Origin of the sequence: Gayadomonas joobiniege G7, from assembly GCF_000300815.1 — a bacterium.
Taxonomy (GTDB): domain Bacteria; phylum Pseudomonadota; class Gammaproteobacteria; order Enterobacterales; family Alteromonadaceae; genus Catenovulum; species Catenovulum joobiniege.
In genome coordinates, this window is sequence record NZ_AMRX01000008.1 from 696,408 (window position 1) to 719,494 (window position 23,087).

Sequence of the window (23,087 nt, forward strand, 5' to 3'; positions counted from 1 at the left end):
CTATCTTTACCGCGCTTGCGCAAAACCCATTTGAGTTTTTTAGTCATTAATCTATCAATTTTATGTGTAATTTATTGTTGACAATTAACCGTCAATATAAGAATGTATAATAATTGTTAGTGTTGATGTTAAATTGTTAGGGTTTGAGTCGCATCAGTTATTAGTCTTTGCGAGATGTTTAAGCAACCACGATTGAAGATACAACAAGGAGCCAATGTTTTATGAAGTTTTTTAGCATAGCCACACTTAATAAAATAGCCGGGGTCACCAGTGTGGTGGCGGCCCTTGTTGTTTTTAATAGTTTTGCCAAGTCGCCAGACACCCTTTTAAAACGATTTTCAACTCAAGCGTTAATGAAAAGTTTAATTGCCGAAAACGCCGACATTCGTGTGACAGATGATGGCACTATTCGAATAAATATGCGATCAAAAACAGCGTACCAATCAGGTTTTAGTTTTAAGCCAAAACAGCCTTGGAATTGGCAGCATGATCAAGCTTTTGCCTTTGCGCTAAATATTAAAAATAATAAAGATGAGTCTATTCATTTTTATGTAACTGCCAAAGATACCAGAGGTCAAACCCATAACCGCAGTTTTGCAGTACCAGCCCAATCTGATAATGGCTATTACATGCTGTTAAAAGGCCCATCGCTTAATGTTAATACCGGCATACGCTCGGACCCGCAAGCATGGAAGACAGATTTAACTCCAATTATCTGGCGTCATGGCAGCAAAAATATTGATTTAAGCAATATCGAATCGATCACTTTTAATGTCAGGGGAGTGCCGAATGATAAAAGCATTGAGATCAAAGATGTACGCCTAATCGCTATGACAGAGCCAGATCCGGCCTATTTAAAACAATTGCTTGATAAATTTGGCCAAAACAACAAACAAGAGTTTGCCAATAAAGTCTCATCGGTTGAGCAATTGCAAAAGCTAGGTATAGATGAGCAATCTCAATTGCGCGATCAGCCTATTGCAGGGCGGTCAAAGTTTGGCGGTTGGAAAAAAGGCCCTAAACTTAAAGCAAGCGGCTATTTTAGAACAGAAAAAGTGAATGGCCAATGGTGGCTCGTTGACCCAGAAGGATATCTGTTTTTTTCTAATGGCATTGCGAATATCCGTATGGCCAATACATCAACAATTACAGGTTATGATTATGATGCTAAATATATCAAACCTAGAACGCCAGGCGATTATACACCAGAAGATTCTTTAGGTTTGAATCCTGCCCCAGCCAGCGCTTGGCCTAGCCGCTATATAAGTTCAAAGTTGCGTGCTGATATGTTTGTCGACTTACCCGAGTTGAACGATCCCTTTTCGGCCTATTATGGTTACCGACGTGAGGTGCACACAGGCGCAGTTGAAAAAGGCGAAACCTATAGCTTTTATCGTGCCAATCTGGCACGCAAATATGGTACCCATTCAGCTGAAAAAATAGACCAAATGTGGCGAAAAAACACCATAGACCGCATGCTGACATGGGGTTTTACCTCGTTTGGCAACTGGGTTGATCCCATGTTTTATCAAAGCAATCGTTTACCTTATTTTGCCAATGGATGGATCATAGGAGATTTTAAAAAGGTTAGTAGTGGCAACGACTATTGGAGCCCACTGCCAGATCCTTTTGATCCAGTTTTTGCACAAAGAGCAGCAGTCACGGTTAAACAAATTGCTGCAGAAGTTAAAAATAATCCATGGTGTATAGGGGTATTTATTGATAACGAAAAAAGTTGGGGCAAAGCAGGTCAACCAGAATCCGAATACGGTGTTGTGATCAATACACTCTCTTATAACGCAACCGAGAGTCCTACCAAAGCTGCGTTTATGCAGTATTTAAAATCAGAATATTTAACTATCGAGGCGTTAAATACGGCTTGGGACAGACAATTTGTTAGTTGGGACAAGTTGGCACTGGGTGTGCGGCTAACTGATTTTAATCAAACTATGTTAAAAGATTTTTCAGCATTAATGAGTCTGTATGCAGAAAAATATTTTGCTGTGGTTAGGGCTCAAGTGCAGCGTTTTATGCCAAATCACCTATATATGGGCGCTCGCTTTGCGGATTGGGGGATGACAGAGGAAGTGCGACGAGCGGCCGCTAAGTATGCGGATGTTGTCAGCTATAACTTTTATAAAGAAAGTATTCATGATGGTTTTTGGGGATTTTTAAAAGATTTGGATAAAGCATCGATTATTGGCGAGTTTCACAATGGCGCGTTAGATTCTGGCTTGTTAAATGCTGGGCTGATCCATGCCGAAAGTCAGGCTGATAGGGGAGCCAAATACCAAGACTATTTAAATAGTGTGTTAGATAACCCCTATTTAGTAGGTGCCCACTGGTTTCAATACATAGATTCACCGTTAACCGGACGAGCTTATGATGGAGAAAACTATAATGTTGGCTTTGTTAGTGTTACCGACATTCCTTATCGCCCCCTAGTTGAGGCAGCGAAAGAGATCAATACAAATTTATACTCACAACGTTTTGTAAAAGGAGAGACGCATGACTAGGTTATCGCTATATACAGCTGCGATATGTTCCATGGGGCTTTTAGTGGGCTGCTCTGCGCCTGAGTCTGAAGGCGCGTATAAAGATGGTTTAAAATCTCTGCTTGCTCATCAAGCGGATCTATTAGTGGATATAATGGATTTTGAGCAAGATAACGAACAAATAAAATTATTAGCACAAGGGGCTAGGTACGAATATAGCCCAGCATTTAATGGCTCTAAAGGTTCGCTAACCATTCACTTTTCGGCTGATCATTACCGCTCAATCGTTAAACTGCAACCTCAGGTGCCTTGGGATTGGAGTAGTTACCCCGAAGCCCATATTGCCTTTGAGGCCGAAAATCTTTCTGATCAATCTATCCAGCTTTATTTATCTCTTGCCGACTCGCAAGCCGTGGTGAAAGCGGATGATTTGACTGGTAGTCGAGCCTACACAGCAAACCGCAGTATTAACTTGGCAGCCGGTGAAAGAGGCCGCTATTTTGCCATTATTAAAGGTAAGTTTACGCAAACGGACGCTGGTATCCGTGAAAAACCCAAACCTTGGTCAACTGACGCAGAAATGTTTACCTGGAGAACAGGTAAAACCGATTTGGATTATCGCCAAATTACCGAGCTAGCTTTATACACGCGAGGTAACTTACAAGATAAAAGCATCCGGATTGATAACTTGAGGTTATTAAAAAATCCAACTTACCAAGATGATTATTTAGTTGGTTTGGTGGATCAGTTTGGCCAAAATGCTAAACAAGATTTTCCAATTAAAATCAGTTCGGCAGACGAGCTAAAAACAGTTGCCGAAGCCGAACTTAAGCAACTTGCTGCCGAAGGACAAATGGCAGACAGAAGCCGTTTTGGCGGCTGGAAATCTGGGCCTAAATTAGCAGCAACAGGTTATTTTAGAACTGAAAAAGTAAATGGCAAATGGTGGATGGTGGATCCTGAGGGGCATTTATTTTTTTCGCACGGGGTTGCCAATGTTCGCATGGCCAACCTAACAACACTAACTGGTGTTGATTTTAAAGATCCCAATATTCGCCAAATTGATGCTGATGAGGTGACGCCGGAAGATTCCATTGGCATTGTCCAAGTGTCTGAGCAAACACGTAAAACAAGGTACATAGCGTCTGGGTTACGCCATAAGATGTTTAATTGGCTTCCTGACTATAATGATCCGCTTGCCGACCATTATAGTTACCGGCGAAAAGTGCTTAAAGGTCCATTAACCTCAGGCGAAACTTACAGTTTTTATCGCGCCAATTTGGAGCGTAAATATGGTCAGCAATATCCAGAATCATATATAGATAAATGGCGTCAGGTGACCTTAGATCGAATGCAAAATTGGGGTTTTACTTCGTTTGGTAATTGGGTTGACCCAGGGTTTTATAATAATAAACAAGTGCCTTATTTTGCTAATGGCTGGATTATTGGAAATTATAAAACTTTAGCCTCTGAACACGATGTTTGGGCACCGATGCCAGATCCTTTTGATGCTGAATTTAAGCGCCGCGCAGAGGTCACCATTTCGGTTATCGCCGACGAAATTAAAGAGTCACCTTGGTGTGTGGGTATTTTTATTGATAACGAAAAAAGCTGGGGCATGCCAGAAGGAAATGTTGAGGAGCGATATGGCGTTATTTTAGGTGCGCTTGCAAACAATGCAGTGGATAGTCCGGCAAAAGCGGCTTTTAGTCGACAGCTTAAAAATCAATACGGGAAGATCGCGGCGCTGAATAGCGCATGGCAAAGTGACTTTGCTGATTGGTCTGAATTTGAGCAGGGCTTTCATTTAAATGCCTATTCTGATGCGGCAGTGGCCGATATTTCTAATCTGTTAGAAATGTTATCAGAGCAATATTTTAAAGTGGTGCATGATACATTAGGAACCTATTTACCCAACCATTTATATATGGGCGCTCGTATGGCTAATTTTGGTATGCCAAAAGAAACCATTAAAGCTTCAGTAAAGTATTCGGATGTACTAAGTTTTAATATATATGAAGAAGGTATGCAGAGTCACCAGTGGGACTTTTTAAAAGCGGTAGATTTACCAACAGTCATAGGTGAGTTTCATATTGGCGCAACCAGAGAAACGGGACTCTTTCATTCAGGTTTAGTGCAAGCTGATAACCAAAAAGATAGAGCACAAATGTATTATGATTATATGCAAAGTGTTGCAGGCAAAGATTATATGGTGGGGGCTCATTGGTTTCAGTATATAGATTCACCTATTACTGGCCGTGCCTTTGATGGCGAACCTTACAACGTGGGTTTCGTCTCGACCACAGATATTCCGTATCCTGAAATGGTGGCTGCCGCCAAGCGTTTTAATCGCCATTTATATCAAAACAGATTCAATCGGTAAGCCCGCCAAGGTTTAATAGCGGCAGCCAAATTCGGCTGCCTTAATTCGTGTTAAGGATTTTTTAAAGGTTAAAATAGAGATGATTTGACTGCTGGGAAATCAATCTTACCAGGCCTGGGTTTAATTTGTTCTATTCATCAGTAAATTGGGATTTATACATTTGTGCTTGTGAGTCCCAAAAAACTTTAAAGGGTCCATTAGTCGCTTTTAGCATATTCGGCTCCCCATCCTGTACTATTTGGCCCTGATCTAACACAATAACTCTGTTAGTTAAATTTACAGCCCCCATCCGGTGTGTAATGGTGAAGCATAATTTATCTTTTGATAGGGCACTAAACATTTTGTAAATTTCCGCTTCATTTTGAGGGTCAATTGACGAAGTCGGTTCATCGAGAATAATCATAGATGAATTCTTGAAAAAACATCTGCCGATAGCCGTTTTTTGCCAATTACCACCTGATAGCTCTTGACCGCCAAATAATTTTCCCAGCAGGGTGTTAGTGCTTAAATTTGGTTTTAAATCTATTTTTTTAACGATATCTAACACTTCGGTGTCATCATAATTCTCTGATAATGTAATGTTTTCACCTAGAGTAAAGTTGAATCGAGTATGATTTTGGGGAACGCTGCTAATGCACTTTCGCAATTGAATTGGGTCAAACTGTTTAATATCCGTCCCATTTATTTTTATCTGTCCTTTTGTGGCATCCCAAAATCTTGTTAACAAATAAGTTATAGTTGATTTACCAGCTCCATTATGTCCTACAATAGATACAGACTCACCTTTTGTTACTTTGAAAGATATATTTTTAAGAGTATATTTTTGCTCGTGTGGGTACTTAAAGTATACATTCTTAAACTCGACGGAATTAATAGAGTTTATTGATTGAGTCCCAATTTCAACCTTCTCTCGATAATCAATGTAAGCAAAATATTTGTTAAAATATGGCATTATTTCAGTCAATAAGTTTCCATATTGTACGATAGACTCCAACCTTCCGTGCATTAAAACCAAAGCATTGAATATGATCACAATTGAAGCGACATCCAATGCTGAAGTTTGCATGGCAATAAATATCCCGTATAAGATTATTGAAATTGTTGAAATCATTAATAATTGAAAGGGAATAGGTTTACTGAAAACTTTGATACTTGAATTGAACAATTTGGTTTGAATAATGGAAAAGGCCTTTTCGTATTTTCTTAAAATCAATTTATCAGCATTATAGATTTTAATATCCTTTTGGGTTTCTTTACTTAAGTTAAGGCTGGATAAATATTCTAACATTCTTGAGTGCTCTCCAACGCTGACTAAAGCTTTCCAGCTGTAGGACGCAACCTTTAAGTTTATCCAAGATAGAGGGATAGCTGCTAGGAACATCAGAAATGGAGCCCACCAAATTAAATTACCAAGCATAAATGTTAAAGTGATGACGACCGTGATTTCTCTTATTAAGGTAACCAAGGTTACTATGAAATTTGTTGGACGAAATTTAGACTCTTTGTTCAATGTATTAATGTCGTTCTGAAATTTGGTGTCCTCAAAAATGCTGATACCAACGAAAGATGCGGATTTTTTCATTAACTTTGTGGTCAAGCTGTATGAAAGATATTGATTAATGTTGCTTTGCAAAAAGGCTATGAGTGGATTTAGTATGGATGGGATTAATAACGCTAAACCCCAAAAGAAAAGGTGCTCGCTGATGGAAGCATCCAGACTATTAGATTCGAATAAAGATATTATTTCGGCAGTTAAATAAAGATTGATGGAAGGCATAAATCCCAGCACGATCAATACTATAATGATGCTGATTGAGTACTTAGGGCATGCAACTACTGTTTCCTTTATTGTCCTCAGTAATATATTAACTTTCATTTTTTATAATTCCATAAATAAAATAGGAGAAATATTATTGTTTTTGGCTTGCGTTAAATAATTGATTCCGCCTATCTCATTTTAGGCCCGCCGTTTTTCAAGTTAGTTGTCATCTTTAAAGCGCTTTCGGCTACTTTGTTTACTCTCTTCACGCATCTACTATGTTGGGTTCAGCGTGCTTGCTCCTAATGGTTCGCTGTTACTAACTTTACGTGCCTTTTTTAAGCAATACTGGTTTACTTCAAGCTCGCTAAATGAAGCCATTTTAATGGCAACAGCAAGTTTTGGTTATGCAAGCCACTGTTTAGATGTTATTTTTCTAGACTCCAGTGTTGCTTTGTTTTATCCGCCAAGTATACAAGGTCTTATGGCTAATGCATTCGATCTGTGCAAATTTGGCTACAGTCATCTTTATCGGTGTTAAGTATTTTTTTAAATTCACAAAACCCTTACTTTAAATGTAAAATAAATGTGTCATAATTAAGCCAAAAAGGAAAACCTAAATAAAAAGGATGCTAAATGTCCGATCCCTGTAAACCTCATCAATCTAACGGACTAATTTGCCAAAGTGTTTTATTAGATACTGCCGAAGGCATTGAAATCGAGTTTCAACCCGCCGGATTAGGCATACGTTCAATTGCATTTGTTATTGACCTCGGCGTGCGCCTTGTTATTTTTATTCTATTAGCTTTATTAGTCGGATTTTTCGGCGATTTTGGCACAGGTTTAATGTTAATTGGTGTATTTTTATTAGAGTGGTTTTACCCAATTATATTTGAATATTATTGGGGCGCGACACCGGGTAAAAAGCTCACTGGCCTTAAAGTTATTTATGCGAACGGATTGCCGTTAACTTTGCCTGGGGCTATGACTCGGAATCTTTTTAGAACGATAGATTTTTTACCCTTTGCGTATTGTCTGGGTGCAATCAGTATGCTGACTAGCAAACAGTTTCAGCGTATTGGTGATTGGGTCGCAGGGACCATGGTGGTCTACCAAAACGAAAACAAAACATATCACCCAGCAGAAAGTCAGCAGCAATTTAGCTCTGATTTTGTCCTTTCAACCGAAGAACAAGTCGCTGTGATACGTTTTGCAGAGCGCGAACCCTTATTATCAAAAAGCCGCAGTAAGGAACTCGCCGCTATTTTATCGCCGCTTTTCAAATCTAATTTGTCTGCCAGCGAATGCCTTAAAGCAATGGCCAACCGTTACTTAGGTAAATAATGAAACAAACTCAATTTATCTCAATTCGGCAAGCCCATTGGCAAAAGTTAGAAGCTTTTTTTAATGGTGAGGCGTCAGCCGAAAAACTTGATTTACCGGCTTTATTGCGTGCAGTGACCCATGATCTGGCCGTGGCTAAAAGCCGCGGATATAGTCCAGCCATTATAGACCGCTTAAATACTTTGATTACAAGCGCACAAGCTCATATGTATCGCCCTAAACAGCGTATTGGATATCAATTAATTCGATTTTTGCGGTTGGGTTTTCCGCTTTCTGTGCAAAATTTAAAACAGGCCTGTGTTATTAATCATATATTATTTTATGGTTTTGCATTGCTTGCCGCTGGCCTTGTTGCCTATCAACCACAAATGATTTATTCCTTTGTTGATAATGCTCAATTGCGCACTATGGAGCATATGTACAATCCAGACGCCAATTGGCGACAGATCGAAAGAGCCTCATCAGGCGATTTCCAAATGTTTGGCTTTTACATATTTAACAATATAAAAATTGCCTTTCAGACATTTGCCGGTGGTTTGTTGTTGGGTGTTGGAGCTTTGTTTTATTTGTTGTTTAACGGTTTTTATTTTGGTGCGCTTAGTGCTCATATGGTGAATATAGGGTATCAGTCGACTTTTTTTTCGTTTGTGATCACTCACGGTGCATTTGAGTTAACTGCCATCGTTTTATCAGCCGCGGCCGGCACGCATATCGGCTATAGCTTATTAAATCCAGGTCGATTAAGCCGCCACATTGCCGTTAAACAAGCTGCGTTAAGGGCCTTTCCTGTTTTATTGGGAGCCTTTGTATTTTTAGTGATTGCCGCGTTTATTGAAGCATTTTGGTCTTCCAGCCAAGCTTTGCCACAGGGTGTTAAATACGCAGTAGGCACCTTATGTTGGATTGGTGTGGCTATTTATTTTTGCCGGGGCCTTAAATATGCAACTAGATAAGTTAAGGATAGAATTACGGCCCCGAACGGGATGGCAAGCAGTAGATTTGGGCTGCCGCATGGCGGTGTTTTGGTTCCGACCGCTATTTTTTATTTGGCTGCTGGTGAGTTTACCTATTTTTATTGCCATTGTTTGGCTATCCCCGCTTTGGGCGATTATTTTAGTTTGGTTATTAAAACCTTTGTTTGAGCGAGCTCAGCTTTATTATTTAAGTCGGGCGGTATTTTCGGCTGAACCTAGTGTAACAGAAACACTTAAAAATTGGCCGGGTCAGTGTAAAAACGGCGGGCTGTCCAGCTGCACTTTAACGCGAATTTTATTTTCTCGCAGCTATCGGCTGGCGGTTTTTCAATTAGAGCAGCTAAAAGGTTCCGCGCGTAAAAATCGCTTGCGGATATTCCACAGAGACAACGACGACCAGTCCGCTTGGTGGGGCGTGGTGTGTTATATATGGGAGTGGATACTCTTTGCGGGTTTACTGTCGCTGTTTGGCTGGTTAACCCCGCAAGGAGTCGCGCCATTTGATTTTTATCAATTGTTTTATTCTGAATATTGGCAGTTGATTTCGGCGACGCTTATCTATGTTTGTTTTGCGTTGGTTTCTCCTTTTTATTTAGCTGGTGGCTTTAGCCTTTATTTAAACCGGCGAGTCATGCTTGAAGCTTGGGATATTGAGTTAGCTTTTAAAAAAATACGTCAACGCCTAGTCTCAAAAGTCAGTGTGTTTGTGATGTGTGCGTTTTGTTTTACCGGTGTTTCTACAACTTTTTCTCCGGTGCATGCGAACCCACCAAAAGTAAATATAAACCTCAGTGCGCCCAAAGGGGTTAAAAACACTGATGTTGCAGAGCAAACCAAACGGATGCAAACAAAGCTTGCGAATACGCAAAAATTAATCGATCAGGTTTATCAAAAAGAGCCGTTTAAAAATGTAAAAACCACTAAACATTTAGTTTGGGTGGGGCCAGATTTAAGTGTTTCTAGCGATTTTGATTTAAGTTTTTTGGCCGAGTTTATTAAGTCTATTAGCTTGTTTATTGAAATAATGCTCTGGGCAATTTTTATTATTGGTTTTTTTGCCTTGGTATTTTATCTCCGCAAACATCTCTTTTTTTGGCGCAAATTTAAAAAAGTAGATCTGGCTGAAAAAGTGCAAATGCCTGATTTTATTGTCGATGATAGATCTGAATATGCCATAACTAATTGTCACCAGTTTATCCAGTTAGTTGAAACAGCGATAGCAAATGCCGATTTTAGATTCGCTCTGTCGTTAATTATCCGTTTTAGTTTGCACCAAATGAGTCAAGCTTATCGCGTTCGTTTGAGTCGCTCGATGACGGAGCAAGAGTGCCTAAATAGTCTTAAACAAGAGGTCCCCACAGCGATTTATGAACATATAGCGGCGGTTTTTAAGCTATGGATACAACTCGCTTGGGCGCATAGATCCGCGCAGCATGACGAAGTGCAATCGCTTTATCAAAAAAGTATCGAGCTCTTTGTGCATTCAAAAAAAGCGGAGGCAAAATAATGCGGATACTAGCCCATTGGCGTTGGTTCATCAGTGTATTTTTGCTCTTGCTGATTGCCTGGTTTTGTTATCAAAACTTTGTTTGGAAACAAAAAAAAATCGTTTTAGGGCTCCCCGACGATGTGATGCAGCAGCCATTTTTGGCATTACAAGGTTTTGCCGAGTTAAATAATCAAGATTTGCTCGTGTCGACTGAGTATCCGCTACTTTTTTCTCAGCAAGCCGAAAGACAGCTAGTACCGAACAAAAATGGCGTTTTAATCATAGGGCATAGTGACCAGTTGATCACAGCTCGGCAAGCTGAGGCTATTTTAGCTTGGGTCGAACAGGGCGGCCATTTAATTTTTGCCACCGATGCGGCTATGTATCGACAATTAAGAGATATTTATGACCCGCTTTGGTTAAAATTCCAGATCAGGCTGAGTTTTCCTACATCGGCTGAATTTCAGCGCAGACAGGAGAATAAGCAACTTGAAACAAAAGAAACACTCGAGCCACAAGATAACACAGAAGCAGAGCAAAAAAATGAAGCAGAAGCGAACAGTGAAGTTGTAAAATCACCTGAATACCAAAGCCAAATAAACACAGCTGATGGCCAAGTCTTTTACGTAAACTTGAACAAAAGTTACCGCATTCAGATCCCACAAGAGACAGAAATCATAAATTACAGTGCTGATCGACATGGTTATACTTTTGTTCAATTCAAACGCCAACAAGGTTTGGTTAGTTTGCTGACCCATATAGATCTTTGGAACAATATCCAGCTAGCGGACGCCAATAATGGTTATTTTTATCAATGGTTAACAACGTCATCAACAGATATTTTATTGATGCATTCGGTTGCCAAAGAGACTTGGTTAGTCCGTTTGAGTAAATGGTCGCCCATGTTAATCGCCTGTCTTATCCTTTACATTTTATTTTTTGTTTGGCGGCAAGCTGTGCGTTTTGGACCCGCTTACCAGCTGGATGAAACCAGTGTTCAATTTTTTAATCAACATATTGAAGCGGCCGGTGATTATTATTGGCAACATGGGCAAAGCGATCGTTTAATAGATGCCCTGCAAAGCGAAGTGTTAGAGTTGGCTCAGCGGCGCTGGCCGGGGTTTGCAAGTTGGCCCGAACAAACACGTATTTTGCATTTGCATGAGCAAACTGAATTACCGCAAGCTGATATTCAGGCGGCACTCAATACAGCTAAACACAAAAGTGAAGATAGCTTTACGCTACAGGTGCAAGTGCTACAAAAAATAAGGAAAATAATATGAATGAAACCGCATTAAGTGAATCTGATCTCGCGCAGGCAAGTGAATGGATAACACAATTAAAGCAGTCAGTCACACGCACCTTAATTGGCCAAGAAGCTGTGGTCGATCAAGTGATAAAATGTTTATTGGCGGGCGGGCACTTGTTATTAGAAGGTGTGCCGGGTTTAGGTAAAACCCTGTTGGTGCGTGCACTCGCTCAATCTATATCGGTGAATCATCATAGGATCCAGTTTACGCCCGACTTAATGCCTGCCGATGTCACTGGTCATTCGTTATTAGATATGAAATCTGGCCAATATCAAGTGCGTAAAGGGCCCGCTTTTACTAATTTATTGTTGGCTGATGAGATCAACCGAGCGCCAGCAAAAACGCAAGCCGCACTGTTAGAAGTCATGCAAGAGCAGCAAATCACCATTGATGGAAATAGTTATGTTTTGCCGTCTCCGTTTATGGTGTTAGCAACACAAAACCCAATTGATAACGAAGGGACCTATCCGTTGCCAGAAGCCGAACTTGACCGTTTTATGATGAAAGTAGTCATAACTTATCCGAGTTTAGCAGACGAAATCAGGCTATCGTTAATGAACACCGGCTTGCAAAAAAATACCAGTTTTAGCAAAAAGATTGATCCTGTCTTAACGGGTGAACAAGTTCAAACGCTAAAACATTGGGCGAGCCAAGTGATTGCCGATGACAAAATTGTAGAGTACGCCGTGGCTATCGTGCGGGCAACGCGTCAATGGAATGGCTTTGAATTTGGTGCAGGGGTTAGAGCCAGCATTGCACTGATAAAAGCAGCTAAGGTCAATGCGTTAGCACGCGGGCAAAATTTTGTTAGCCCAGATGAAGTGAAACAAAGTGTTATTGATGTGCTACGCCATAGAGTTAGGGTTTCGGCTGAACGGGAAATCGAAGGGGTTACCGCTGAACAATTGCTGCATGAGCTAATAAGCAGCATAGAAGTGCCAAGACAATGAAGTTAATCAGTGTTCGTCCTACTTGCCAGGCCCTTATTTGGATCTCAGTTTTAATTGGTTACGCAATTGTTTGGCCAATACTGCAAGAGGCTCAGATCATTCAAGGGGACGATGCAATTTATTATGCGGTGTTTGTCATTTTTATTTTGTTATTTTGCATTGATGTCATGCTTGCTTTAAAACGCCCGCCTGCCATTTGCATAAGTCGAGCGCACGAAACCAATATTTCTTTGGGTGTTGAGCAGGTTATTCAATTAACCGTTGAAAATAAATCAGATACTTTTATAACCCTTGATTTGGTTGATGATGTTCCGCCGCTTTGGCGGCAGCTCGGCCGTCAGTTGACGGTTAAAATAGCGGCTCAAAGTAGCGCACGAATAGGGTATAAGGTGTTAGCGACCAGACGCGGTCGGTATACGCTAGATGCCACTTTTGTCCGATTAGATTCAAAGTTTAGTTTTGTTCAAATATGTTGGCGTTATCCGCTTAAAACTGAGGTTAAGGTCTTTCCAAACTTTTCTGCAATCGCCCATGTAGAGGGGTTAAATGGGCGTCTAAATTTAACTCAGGCCGGCCTTAAAAAGTTTAATAAACGCGGCAGTGGCATGGATTTTCACCAACTAAGAGAATACCGCCAAGGTGATACCTTACGGCAATTAGATTGGGCCGCGACGGGGCGCTTTAATAAATTGATCTCGCGCGAATATCAGGAAGAAAAAAATCAAAATATTAGCATTTTGTTAGATGCGGGCAAACGCATGTGTGTTAAAGATGGACAAATGAGTTATTTTGATCGCGCACTTAACGCCTTGATCTTATTAAGTTATACGGTTTTAAAAAATAGCGATCAATTAAGTTTTATGAGTTTTGGCGAATCAACCCGCTGGCTTGGTAAAATAAAAGGGGTGAAACAAGTCAGCCAGATTCTAAATCACTTTTTTGATTTGTATCCGAGTTCTGCCGCGAGTGATTATTTAATGGCAGCGCAAGCTTTGCTAAATAAGCAGCACAAACGCAGTTTAGTGTTATTGGTGACCTGTTTACGGGATGAAGATTTTTCCGACCTCAGTGAAGCTTGTCGGCTGTTGCAGAAAAAGCATATGGTTGCCGTGATCAGTGTTCGTGAAACCCTTTATCAAGAGATGCGAGCAGCGCCTGTCGCCAGCTTTGAGCAAGCCATTTCGCACAGTTCGGCGGCATTGATGCAGCAAAAAATAAATAAACAGATAAACCTGTTACGGCACCAAGGCGTGATCTGCTTTCAAGTGAATAGCACAGAAATAAGCAGTCACATTTTGAATACGTATTTATCTATTAAAAAGAGTGGTTTGTTATAAGCCTGCTGTTCATGGCAGGCTTATATTCAGTCTATTAAGCCGATTTAAGAAAAATAGCTTTGTAGCTAGTGTAAAGCGAGGCGAACATAACTGGCATTAAAATTAAAAAGCCCAAACCGACTGGGATCATAGCTAAAAACATCAAAATAATCATGATTAAGCTGTAAATAAAAAATGGTATTATGTTTTTTAAACAGCCGATAAAACTAAGTTTTAATGCGTTAAAAATGGAGGTTTTATGAAAGATAATCAACGCGGGGGCAAACCAAACCGCCATCATCATTGGAATATAAAATGCCGTTGCGATAAGGCCAGACAATAAAAATTGCTGCGGGTCTATGTTTGCAAACGCTTCAGGGTTTTCATTTCCCATCATAAGATCTAAATATACAGGACCGATGCTAGCAACCATAATGACACTGCTGATAATGCTTAATAATAGAGACAGTAAAATAAGCTTGCCCGCTGCTAATTTAAAACCACTAAATAAATATGAAACTTTAAATTTTTCGCCTTTATCAACCTGTTGGCTTCCATAAACCAAACCTGCACCCCACACATAGGTGGTTAACATCATAAAAATACTGCCGATGAGCGGGATAATATTAATGGCTATCATAATAATAAAACCTAACAAGCAGGTCAGTATCCAACCGCCCGGAGAGGCTTTAAACAACGAGAACGCACTTTTAATCCATTGCCAACCTTGGCCAGCTGACTTTTTTTGTGGATCTGTGAATTGGAGATCTTTTTGTTCGAGAGGTACATCAAGATCGGCTTCTGGTGCTTGGTAGGGGTTATTGACGTTTTCCATTAAACTTCCTTTTATTGTTAACAAAACCTTATTTTGGCAGGCAATTATTAATAGCGCAATAATTGTTGGTTAATAAATTGTAATTTATTCATGTTTAAAGGATTGACCAAAATACGCTTAGCGTACAAAGCGCTTACAGCATATTTGCGGTTAAAAATTGCGGTTATTACCGATTGACTGGTTTTATATATTGAGTTTGTTTCGCAGAGACAGGATTATTAGACCTGAGTTTGGAGTTTTAATTTGTGAGAATATTATTAAGTTTATTATTGGCTGCGAGTTTTAGTGTGAGTGCAGCAAAACCCAATATTGTGTTTATCTTAGTTGATGATCTAGGCTGGGGCGATGTTAGTTATAACGGAAGCCAGTGGGTCGAAACCCCAAATATTGACCGATTGGCCGCGAACGGTCAAATTTTTGATAACGCCTACATGTATCCAACCTGTTCGCCATCACGCGCGGCATTAGCGACTGGTAAACATGCGTTTCGAACTCAAGTTTATAATGTGCCCGTTTTAGAACGGGGTAATGCAAAAACCAATTTATTTTCACGTTGGACCGTTGAGAAAAAACACAAGTTTTATTCACAAGTTTTGGCAGAGCACGGCTACACCCTTGGCCACTTTGGTAAATGGCATTTGGTGGGACCTAACCCAGATTTAGAAAAAGATTACCCGTTTGCTAAAAAACTGAGCCAACCAGACAATGGTGATATGAGTTGGCTGCCAGCGCATCAAAGTGACAAATATAAAGCCTATTATCCACGCGGCCGCGGCTATTCGGTTAACCTTGGTGGTACTTGGTGGGGCGATCCAGCACGTGGTTATGACAAAGGGTATAAATCTGCCAGCGGCGGTTATCATGCTCCTTTTAAAAACCCTTTTATAACTGATAAACCATCGGATGATTGGTTAACCGATCGGATGACGGATGAAGCCATTCAATTTATGCAAGCCAATAAAAATAAGCCGTTTTTTGTTAACTTGCATTATTATTCTGTACACAGACCCAGTGTTGCACGTAGCCCTGAACTACTCAAAAAGTATCAAAATAAAACAATCGACCCTATTACAGGTAAAGACGCGAGCAAACAAAAAGAACTTGCGGCTTATGGGACTTTAGTTGAAAACATGGACGACAATGTGGGGCGTTTGATTGACTATTTAAATGCATCTGGTTTACGTGAGAATACCTTGGTTATTTTTACGTCGGATAACGGGTTTAATGGGTTCCAATCAAAAGATAAACGTTTTAGAGGTGCAAAAGGTGATATTTACGAAGGGGGGATCAAAGTGCCTTTGCTTGTAAACTGGCCGCAAAAAATCCCAGCAGGTCGCACTGATGCGCTGGTATCCGTAGTGGATTATTTTGCCACCTTTGCAGATGTTGCCGGTATACAAGATAGTGCAGTCGAAGAGACAGACGGGCGCAGTTTTTGGCCATTGGCGCAAGGCAAAAAATTGGCTGACCGAGCCATTTATTGGCATTTGGCCAGCGCCTATAAGCAGCCGCCTTTGTCTGTGATTAGAGAAGGCAATTGGAAGCTTATTCAGTTTTTAAATTCAGGCAAAGTTGAGTTGTATGATTTACAAAACGATCAGCGCGAGCAACACAATCTGGCTGAAAAAAACACCGCCCAAGCGGATAAGTTATTGGCTAAACTTGTGCACTGGCGTAAAAGTAATAAAGTGCCACTGCCACCGGCATCTAAATTAGCCTATTAATTGTTACCCCAGATATTTTCGATCCGCCCCCAGTGCCGTTAAACAGTGCCGGTAAATAATGTGCTGGGGGAACATTTTTGATTTAAACTTTGCAAAAGTGTAAAAATAGTATATTTTTCTTCTATTCTTATGTGCAATGGTGAATTCAAAAGTGAAAAACCTATATTTTTTGAGTGTGCTTGCCGTGATGTTACCCGCATGCGCAAGCTTAGATAAACCGGTAGAATCAGTACAGCTTTATCAAACAGTGACATTGGATATTGAAGGTCCGAATGTTACAGAACAAGATCAAGTTAACCCCTTTACTGATTATAGAGTCATGGTGGAATTTACCCATGCCGAAAAACAAGTTTTAGTGCGTGGTTATTTTGCCGGTGACGGTCAGGCAGCTGAGTCGAGCGCCTCGGAGGGTGATCTCTGGCAGGTTAATTTTAGTCCAGATCTGCCGGGGCAGTGGAACTATCAGGTGCATTTTGATACTGGTAAAGATATTGCGCTCAGTTCAGATTTAACGCAAGGTGAAGAAACTGACTTTGACGGCGAAACAGGTCAATTGCAAGTGGATAGCCGCGCAGTAGGCTTGGGTCGTTTAACGGTGCAAGATGGTTATTTTTACCCGTTAGGGCAAACCCAGCCAAAATTAAAAGTGGGGGCTAATAGCCCAGAAAATCTATTTGGTTATACAGATTTTGATGGCACTTATCGGGTACAGCCGAATAAGGAAGATGAAGGCAAAGCGCAAGATACACATTTGCATACGTTTGAACCTCATGCAAGAGACTGGCATAAAGGTGATATAAGCTGGCAAGGAAAAGGTAAAAATTTAATTGGAGCATTAAACTATTTAACCGCTGAGCAAATGAATGCCGTTTATTTTATCACTATGAATATTAAAGGAGACGGCAAAGATACTTGGCCGTATCTTGATCATAAAACCTTAGACAGATTTGATGTGAGTAAATTGGCTCAATGGCAAAAAGTGTTTGAGCATATGCAAAACAAAGGTTTGATCATGCATGTCGTATTGCAAGAAACTGAAAATGAAACACTGTTAGATGATGGTGATACGGGTTATTATCGTAAATTGTACCTAAATGAAATGATTGCTAGGTTTGCTCATTTTCGTGGCGTAATTTGGAATATTGGCGAAGAAAACGGTCCGGTTAAATGGTCGCCAGTCGGCCAAACGCCCGAGCAGGTGATAACAATGGCGCGCTATATTAAAGCACAAGACCCGTACAAGAATCCTGTATTAGTGCATAGTCATGCGTCGCAAAAACACAAACAAGAAACCTTGACTGGTTTATTAGGCGAAGCCAGTATTGATGGCATCTCATTACAGGTAGACCAACCCGCTCGTGTAACACAAGATATTCAATATTGGCAAAAAGCGTCAAAAGAGGCAGGGCATTTATGGGCGATTTCGATGGATGAAATAGGTATCTGGCATACTGGCGCTCGACCGGACAAAGATAATCCGAGCCACCAAGATATGCGAACTCAAGTGTTATGGCCTGCCATGTTCAACCGAGTAAGTGGCATTGAATGGTATTTTGGTTACCGCTACGCACACAACGATCTGGATGCAGAAGATTGGCGTTCTCGCAGTTTGTTGTGGCAGCAAACTGCAAAAGCAAAAGCCTTTTTTGAAGACGCTCAATTATATTCGTTAACAAGCACTTGTAGCGAAGCAAAAGACAAGAGTTTTTATTGTTTAACCGACCAAAGTGGTCGCCGAGCTTTGTTATATTTGCCAAATTGGGAAAAAGCGACTTTCAAATCGAATTTGAGTGGTCGCTTCAAAGTGAGGTTTTTTAACCCATTGTCGGGCCAGTGGCACGCTCGAGAACAATTGTTGACGATAACACCAGGCCAGATGGTAAGATTAACGGATTACCCAGATAACAAACAAGCAGACTGGGCTATTGAGTTAATTCGACATTAAGGCCGCGATGAATTATGTAGCACATTTGTACTTGGCTCAGCCAACGCCTGAATCTTATTTTGGCAACCTGCTGGGAGACTTTCAGCGAGGGGTACAAATTAATGATTTAAATAATCAGGTGTATTTAGGATTAAAAAATCATTTGTATGTTGATCGTTTCACCGATCAACATGCAATCGTCAGAGAGGCAAAGTTTTACTTTGCCCCGCATCGTAGGCGTTTTGCTGGAATTGCGTTAGATGTGCTTTATGATCATTTTTTAATTAAACATTGGCAGTTGTATAGCGAGCAAAAATTTGTTCTGTTTAAACGACAAAGTTATGTTTACCTAGATAGTCAGCTTCCGCAAATGCCAGTGACCATGCAAAAGGTTGTCGAATCAATAGTGGCGCATGATTGGTTTGCCAGTTACGAAAGCCAAGACGGTGTTTACAGGGCGCTGGATAATATTAGCCGTCGGATCCGTTTTAAAAATAAATTCGCCGGTAGCGGTGAGGATATCGAGCTGCATTACAAAAATTTTGAGCAGGGATTTTTACAGTTTTTTCCTAATTTGAAACAGGCTGTCGCTGATTGGGGCCCAGAGGTAAAAAATGCTAGCAATTTACTGATAAAATGATGTTCTCTGTTATACTGATGCTTAAATTCATCAATTGGAGTCTGTAGTGATCGCTGAATTTGCACGCTGGTACCTAGCCATATTTTTTACCTTTGTTGCCTGTTTTTATACAATTAGAATTATTAGCTTGCAGCAAAAAAGTAATACTCGTTATGTTCATGCTGGCGATAAATATTCGGCAAGTTGGTTTAACCACCTTTGTTTTAGAGTGTTTCGTATCAGCATTTGGGCAGTTTGTGTCGTTCGTTTTTTTTACCCTGATATAGATAGTTATCTAGGCATCTTACCTAATTTATATCAAAGCGAATGGATCTTAACCGGATTAATCCTGCTCACTATCGGCTTTGTTAGCACTATGTACGGACATTATGCGCTTGGTCCTTTATGGCGCTCTGGTATGGATAAAAACTCACCCAACCAACTACAAACGAATGGGATTTACGCTTATTCACGCAACCCTATGTATCTGTCTATTGCGTTTGCTCAGCTTGGTTTCTTTTTAGCGCTACCATCAGCGTTTTCGCTAATATGTTTGATTTTTGGTTGGATCATCTTGTATCGACAAACCTTATTGGAAGAAGCTTTTTTACAACGCCGCTTTAACGAGCAATACAGCCAGTATAAACAAACAGTTCGGCGCTGGATTTGATTTGTTGCTTTTTTATACAAAAAAAATTATGATTAGTTTATTAAACAAGCGGACCACTCGTTTAAGGACTAATCATGAACCGCCTGATACTGATCATAATATGCAGCTTGCTATTCGCTTGTCGTTCTACCATCAATGTCCCTCAAACCGAACAATGGTTAAATTTTCAATCAAACCAAGTTCGCCAAAATGCTCACAAAATTAACACTGACTTTCCTATTGTATACGCGCGTTTTTTAACGTTAAAACAATTAGCCGGTGAGCAACAAGTTTCATCGTTAGTACCTTTAGCGGATGCCGTTAGACACGACTACCAAAGTTACCAAGAGATCGCACAAAAACAGCAGAGTTCACGGCGGGATACCGAGCGTTTGTGGCAAGGTAAACAAGCGATTTCAAACCAAGATCAGCATTTTGAAAAAATAAGCGCCTTTAAAAAAACCTCAAAAGAAAATTTTGAGCGCCTCTATCAGTTACAAAAAAACTACCTCAAAAATAGTCAGCAATTGCATAAGCAAATAAACCAAACAAAATTCTCCCGTTATGCGCGGCAATTGCCCAGCGGTTTGTTTCAGGCAAAACAACAGTTATCGAGACTGCAAGCAGAAGAAAATTATTTGGCGTTTAACCGAGCCGGTATCCAGCTATACCAACAAAAGCTAATGCAGCCGATCAGCAACTTTGCTCAGATTATTGAATTGCTTGATGTTCAACGGCAAGTGCAGCCGCTAAAAAACAAATTTACGCCGTTACCAAACAACAAACGACATTTAAGTCAGTCAAATGTTGCGTTAGCACATGCATTATTGAAAGAAAAAATATCAAGTGATATCTATAAAATAGCTAGCGAATTTGCGTTGCAACAAAAACAAGGTGACAAAGCGATTGTTAATTTACAGCCGATCGAAGCAGGGCCTTACAATGCATTAACACAAGTATTATCAGTGCAGCAGCAAAACCAAGTGAATGATATTTTTGCAAAACAAAAACAAAAATTGTTGGTTCAGATCTTGGCTGATAATACAGCAGCGCGCTCTAAAATAATGACTGAAAGTATTTCAGACAGAGATAAGTTAACTCGGTTAGTATTAGAGGAGAAAAAATTTAATCGTTATCATCAGCCCATTTTAATGGATGCATCAGTTAAACAATATCTCAGTCAAACGCAAGCAGAGCGCTTATCTCTTTTACGAGCTGTCACGCCAAACCTGTTGCAAGAGATAGAAAAAGCCGAAAGACCACAAACATTGCTTAGTTTATTGGCAGGCCTAGCAACACAAAGCGATCAGTCTCAGCCTCTGTATCAAGATCTTAAACAAACTCAAACTCAAAAATTGCAGCAATTATTGGCCTTTAAACCTGCGTATAGCGCCGCGCAGCTTGACCTAAACAGCTTTACTGCTGAAGACTTGTCGTTTGAAACCGAATTAACTGCGCTTTATCTAGGTGATTTTAAAGCGGCTCGGTTGACAGCGACTGGGCAAGCAACGGCATTATTGTTCGAGCAGTATTTAACAGCGTTTGGACGGCATTGCCATGCTTATTTACCTGCAAATAGAGTGCCTATGACAGTGCGTAAATGCTCAATGGAAACTGTTGGCCGCAATATTTATGGGAATGAAGTCAGTCGTACTTGCAGTAGTTGGGTTGACGTCCCTACAGGTTTATATGCAGATCCTATTTTGTATCAAAAGAGTAAACATCTGGCAGCCGGTTTAGGTATTAAAATGCTAACAAACGCATTAAAAGACCCGTTTGCAACCCGAAATATGATTGACGATGCGCTTGATATGAAAGGTGAAATGGATCTCTTGGTGCAAAAAAACAAATGTAATAATCTAGGGTTAAAACGTTTTGAAGACAATTTTTATCGTTTTGTAAGTAAAAAATCACCATTAACATTAACTGGCAACTATCGATTGGCTGATTTACAAGCGATTTACCAGCAACCCCTCCCAGCAAAGAATATTAATTTTCACCATTTATTGGATGATTTGATCAGTGAAAATGCGCGCGGGTGGATGCTCAACCGTTATGAAAAAAATAGTGTGGCGAACATCAATCTTCTTTCAACTGACCCCCAAGGCCGTGCCAACCAGTTAACCGCGGGTTATTATTTTAGTGCTTTGAATAAGCGTTATAGTGGGTCCGTTCGCTTAACCTTTACACAAGGAAGGCCGAATTGTTTATATTTTTCTGATGCCCCAAATACCTGCCGCAATCCGTCGAGAAAAATTGTCAATGATTATGAAAAAGGGCGTTATTTAAAATAACAAACGTATGATTTTAGTGGCGGATATGCGACCATCAAGTTGAACGTTAAATATACACATGGAGGAAACATGTCACAGAAAAAATTTGCCCTGATTTTATCCGGTTGTGGTGTTTATGATGGCGCCGAAATTAACGAAGTTGTGTTAACCCGTTTGGCGTTAGAAGAAAACCAGATCCAGTATCAATGTTTTGCACCCGATTGTGAGCAGGCCGAAGTGGTTAATCATCTAACCGGCAAAGTTGAAAAGGGGGAGCGAAACCAGTTGGTAGAAGCTGCCCGCATTTGCCGCGGCGATGTTTTGCCGTTATCTGATTTATCTGTAAACGAATTTAATGCATTAATAGTCCCTGGCGGATTTGGTGTGGCAAAAAACTTGTCGGATTTTGCGTATGCCGGTGAAGACTATCGTATTCAAAGTGATGTTTTGACTATTTTAAAAGCCTTTAAAGATGCGGACAAACCAGTTGGTTATATGTGTATCGCCCCCGTATTGTTGCCGCTGGTTTATGGCGATGGCATTAAACTGACTTTGGGTGAAGATTCTGATGCCGCCAATATTGCAACTCGCCGAGGCGGTGAGCATGTCAGCTGTAAAGTTGATCAAATTGTCATCGATAAAACTCATAAAGCAGTTTCAACCCCTGCTTATATGTTGGCCGAAAACTTACTCGAAGCCCAAGCGGGTATCAATAAACTGGTTAAAGCTGTTATCGATCTGGTTAAAGTTTAACAACAAAAAAATTAACTTATTGCAAAATACCTATTGCCTATAGGAATTTCATCGGTATGTGACCTTTGAACCGATTGGCGATAGGGATTTTATTATGCAGCTAGGTGATTTAGATAAAACATTTTTAGATTATTACCATCAGAAGGCAAAGTTGACGGAGTATGTGCAGCAAAATACTCGTTAACGACGGCTCAATATCAGCAAATATCAGCATATGCACAGTCAACTTCAATTAATTTATTTAATGGGAGAACCTCTAAATAAATATTTGTAAAACGTAAAAAGTTGTA

Annotated in this window: 16 protein-coding genes; 14 read left to right on the forward strand and 2 right to left on the reverse strand. The window is 40.3% G+C overall.

Features of this window, described 5'->3' with window-relative positions; all coding sequences use genetic code 11:
- Positions 1 to 221 precede the first annotated feature (221 nt).
- Both C727_RS0117430 and C727_RS0117435 read left to right on the forward strand, forming a co-directional pair.
- Positions 222 to 2,516, forward strand: coding sequence for a beta-galactosidase (locus C727_RS0117430; protein ID WP_017446953.1), 2,295 nt, complete (start codon positions 222 to 224; stop codon positions 2,514 to 2,516).
- Entirely contained in the window at positions 2,509 to 4,878 is a 2,370-nt protein-coding gene (locus C727_RS0117435) for a hypothetical protein (protein WP_017446954.1), read from the forward strand. Before C727_RS0117430 ends, C727_RS0117435 begins: the two co-directional genes overlap by 8 nt.
- A 130-nt stretch (positions 4,879 to 5,008) precedes the next feature.
- Here the strand turns inward: C727_RS0117435 and C727_RS0117440 are convergent, their stop codons facing one another.
- Positions 5,009 to 6,754, reverse strand: a complete 1,746-nt coding sequence (locus C727_RS0117440; protein WP_017446955.1) for an ABC transporter ATP-binding protein — start codon at positions 6,752 to 6,754, stop codon at positions 5,009 to 5,011.
- A 519-nt stretch (positions 6,755 to 7,273) separates the two neighbouring features.
- Between C727_RS0117440 and C727_RS0117450 the strand changes: the two genes are divergently transcribed.
- From C727_RS0117450 to C727_RS0117475, 6 genes are read left to right on the forward strand one after another with little or no spacing between them, the layout of a single operon-like run.
- On the forward strand, positions 7,274 to 7,981 hold the full coding sequence (locus tag C727_RS0117450) for an RDD family protein (RefSeq protein WP_017446957.1): 708 nt from the start codon (positions 7,274 to 7,276) through the stop codon (positions 7,979 to 7,981).
- Positions 7,981 to 8,934, forward strand: coding sequence for a stage II sporulation protein M (locus C727_RS0117455; protein ID WP_017446958.1), 954 nt, complete (start codon positions 7,981 to 7,983; stop codon positions 8,932 to 8,934). Before C727_RS0117450 ends, C727_RS0117455 begins: the two co-directional genes overlap by 1 nt.
- Positions 8,921 to 10,462: a hypothetical protein gene (locus tag C727_RS19230; protein ID WP_017446959.1), complete on the forward strand. Its 1,542-nt coding sequence runs from the start codon at positions 8,921 to 8,923 to the stop codon at positions 10,460 to 10,462. Before C727_RS0117455 ends, C727_RS19230 begins: the two co-directional genes overlap by 14 nt.
- The gene (locus C727_RS0117465; protein WP_017446960.1) at positions 10,462 to 11,727 is read left to right on the forward strand and encodes a DUF4350 domain-containing protein; all 1,266 of its coding nucleotides are present in this window, start codon (positions 10,462 to 10,464) and stop codon (positions 11,725 to 11,727) included. Before C727_RS19230 ends, C727_RS0117465 begins: the two co-directional genes overlap by 1 nt.
- On the forward strand, positions 11,724 to 12,704 hold the full coding sequence (locus tag C727_RS0117470; RefSeq protein WP_017446961.1) for an AAA family ATPase: 981 nt from the start codon (positions 11,724 to 11,726) through the stop codon (positions 12,702 to 12,704). The genes C727_RS0117465 and C727_RS0117470 overlap by 4 nt, the downstream gene beginning before the upstream one ends.
- Positions 12,701 to 14,041, forward strand: coding sequence for a DUF58 domain-containing protein (locus C727_RS0117475; RefSeq protein ID WP_017446962.1), 1,341 nt, complete (start codon positions 12,701 to 12,703; stop codon positions 14,039 to 14,041). Before C727_RS0117470 ends, C727_RS0117475 begins: the two co-directional genes overlap by 4 nt.
- A gap of 34 nt (positions 14,042 to 14,075) precedes the next feature.
- On the opposite strand, the gene C727_RS18895 is transcribed toward C727_RS0117475, so the two are convergent.
- Entirely contained in the window at positions 14,076 to 14,855 is a 780-nt protein-coding gene (locus C727_RS18895; RefSeq protein WP_017446963.1) for a BPSS1780 family membrane protein, read from the reverse strand.
- 245 nt (positions 14,856 to 15,100) lie between these two features.
- On the opposite strand from C727_RS18895, the gene C727_RS0117485 reads away from it, so the two are divergent.
- The 6 genes from C727_RS0117485 to elbB all read left to right on the forward strand — a co-directional run bounded on the left by C727_RS0117485 (position 15,101) and on the right by elbB (position 22,797).
- Positions 15,101 to 16,579, forward strand: a complete 1,479-nt coding sequence (locus C727_RS0117485) for a sulfatase (protein WP_017446964.1) — start codon at positions 15,101 to 15,103, stop codon at positions 16,577 to 16,579.
- A gap of 151 nt (positions 16,580 to 16,730) precedes the next feature.
- A complete protein-coding gene (locus C727_RS0117490; protein WP_017446965.1) occupies positions 16,731 to 18,524 on the forward strand; it encodes a DUF5060 domain-containing protein in 1,794 nt (597 codons plus the stop codon).
- Positions 18,525 to 18,531: 7 nt separating this feature from the next.
- Positions 18,532 to 19,143, forward strand: coding sequence for an acyl carrier protein phosphodiesterase (locus tag C727_RS0117495; RefSeq protein WP_017446966.1), 612 nt, complete (start codon positions 18,532 to 18,534; stop codon positions 19,141 to 19,143).
- A 46-nt stretch (positions 19,144 to 19,189) separates the two neighbouring features.
- The gene (locus C727_RS0117500; RefSeq protein WP_017446967.1) at positions 19,190 to 19,792 is read left to right on the forward strand and encodes a methyltransferase family protein; all 603 of its coding nucleotides are present in this window, start codon (positions 19,190 to 19,192) and stop codon (positions 19,790 to 19,792) included.
- A 74-nt stretch (positions 19,793 to 19,866) separates the two neighbouring features.
- Positions 19,867 to 22,065 carry a hypothetical protein gene (locus tag C727_RS0117505; protein ID WP_017446968.1) on the forward strand — a complete coding sequence of 733 codons (2,199 nt, stop codon included), beginning with the start codon at positions 19,867 to 19,869 and terminating at the stop codon, positions 22,063 to 22,065.
- A 69-nt stretch (positions 22,066 to 22,134) separates the two neighbouring features.
- Positions 22,135 to 22,797, forward strand: a complete 663-nt coding sequence (gene elbB, locus C727_RS0117510) for an isoprenoid biosynthesis glyoxalase ElbB (RefSeq protein WP_017446969.1) — start codon at positions 22,135 to 22,137, stop codon at positions 22,795 to 22,797.
- The last annotated feature ends 290 nt before the right edge of the window (positions 22,798 to 23,087 follow it).

Bases quoted from the DNA above. Each gene is read 5' to 3' on its own strand.
- C727_RS0117430 (WP_017446953.1), top strand. From the start codon at position 222: ATGAAGTTTTTTAGCATAGCCACACTTAATAAAATAGCCGGGGTCACC.
- C727_RS0117435 (WP_017446954.1), top strand. From the start codon at position 2,509: ATGACTAGGTTATCGCTATATACAGCTGCGATATGTTCCATGGGGCTT.
- C727_RS0117440 (WP_017446955.1), bottom strand. From the start codon at position 6,754: ATGAAAGTTAATATATTACTGAGGACAATAAAGGAAACAGTAGTTGCA.
- C727_RS0117450 (WP_017446957.1), top strand. From the start codon at position 7,274: ATGTCCGATCCCTGTAAACCTCATCAATCTAACGGACTAATTTGCCAA.
- C727_RS0117455 (WP_017446958.1), top strand. From the start codon at position 7,981: ATGAAACAAACTCAATTTATCTCAATTCGGCAAGCCCATTGGCAAAAG.
- C727_RS19230 (WP_017446959.1), top strand. From the start codon at position 8,921: ATGCAACTAGATAAGTTAAGGATAGAATTACGGCCCCGAACGGGATGG.
- C727_RS0117465 (WP_017446960.1), top strand. From the start codon at position 10,462: ATGCGGATACTAGCCCATTGGCGTTGGTTCATCAGTGTATTTTTGCTC.
- C727_RS0117470 (WP_017446961.1), top strand. From the start codon at position 11,724: ATGAATGAAACCGCATTAAGTGAATCTGATCTCGCGCAGGCAAGTGAA.
- C727_RS0117475 (WP_017446962.1), top strand. From the start codon at position 12,701: ATGAAGTTAATCAGTGTTCGTCCTACTTGCCAGGCCCTTATTTGGATC.
- C727_RS18895 (WP_017446963.1), bottom strand. From the start codon at position 14,855: ATGGAAAACGTCAATAACCCCTACCAAGCACCAGAAGCCGATCTTGAT.
- C727_RS0117495 (WP_017446966.1), top strand. From the start codon at position 18,532: ATGAATTATGTAGCACATTTGTACTTGGCTCAGCCAACGCCTGAATCT.
- C727_RS0117505 (WP_017446968.1), top strand. From the start codon at position 19,867: ATGAACCGCCTGATACTGATCATAATATGCAGCTTGCTATTCGCTTGT.
- elbB (WP_017446969.1), top strand. From the start codon at position 22,135: ATGTCACAGAAAAAATTTGCCCTGATTTTATCCGGTTGTGGTGTTTAT.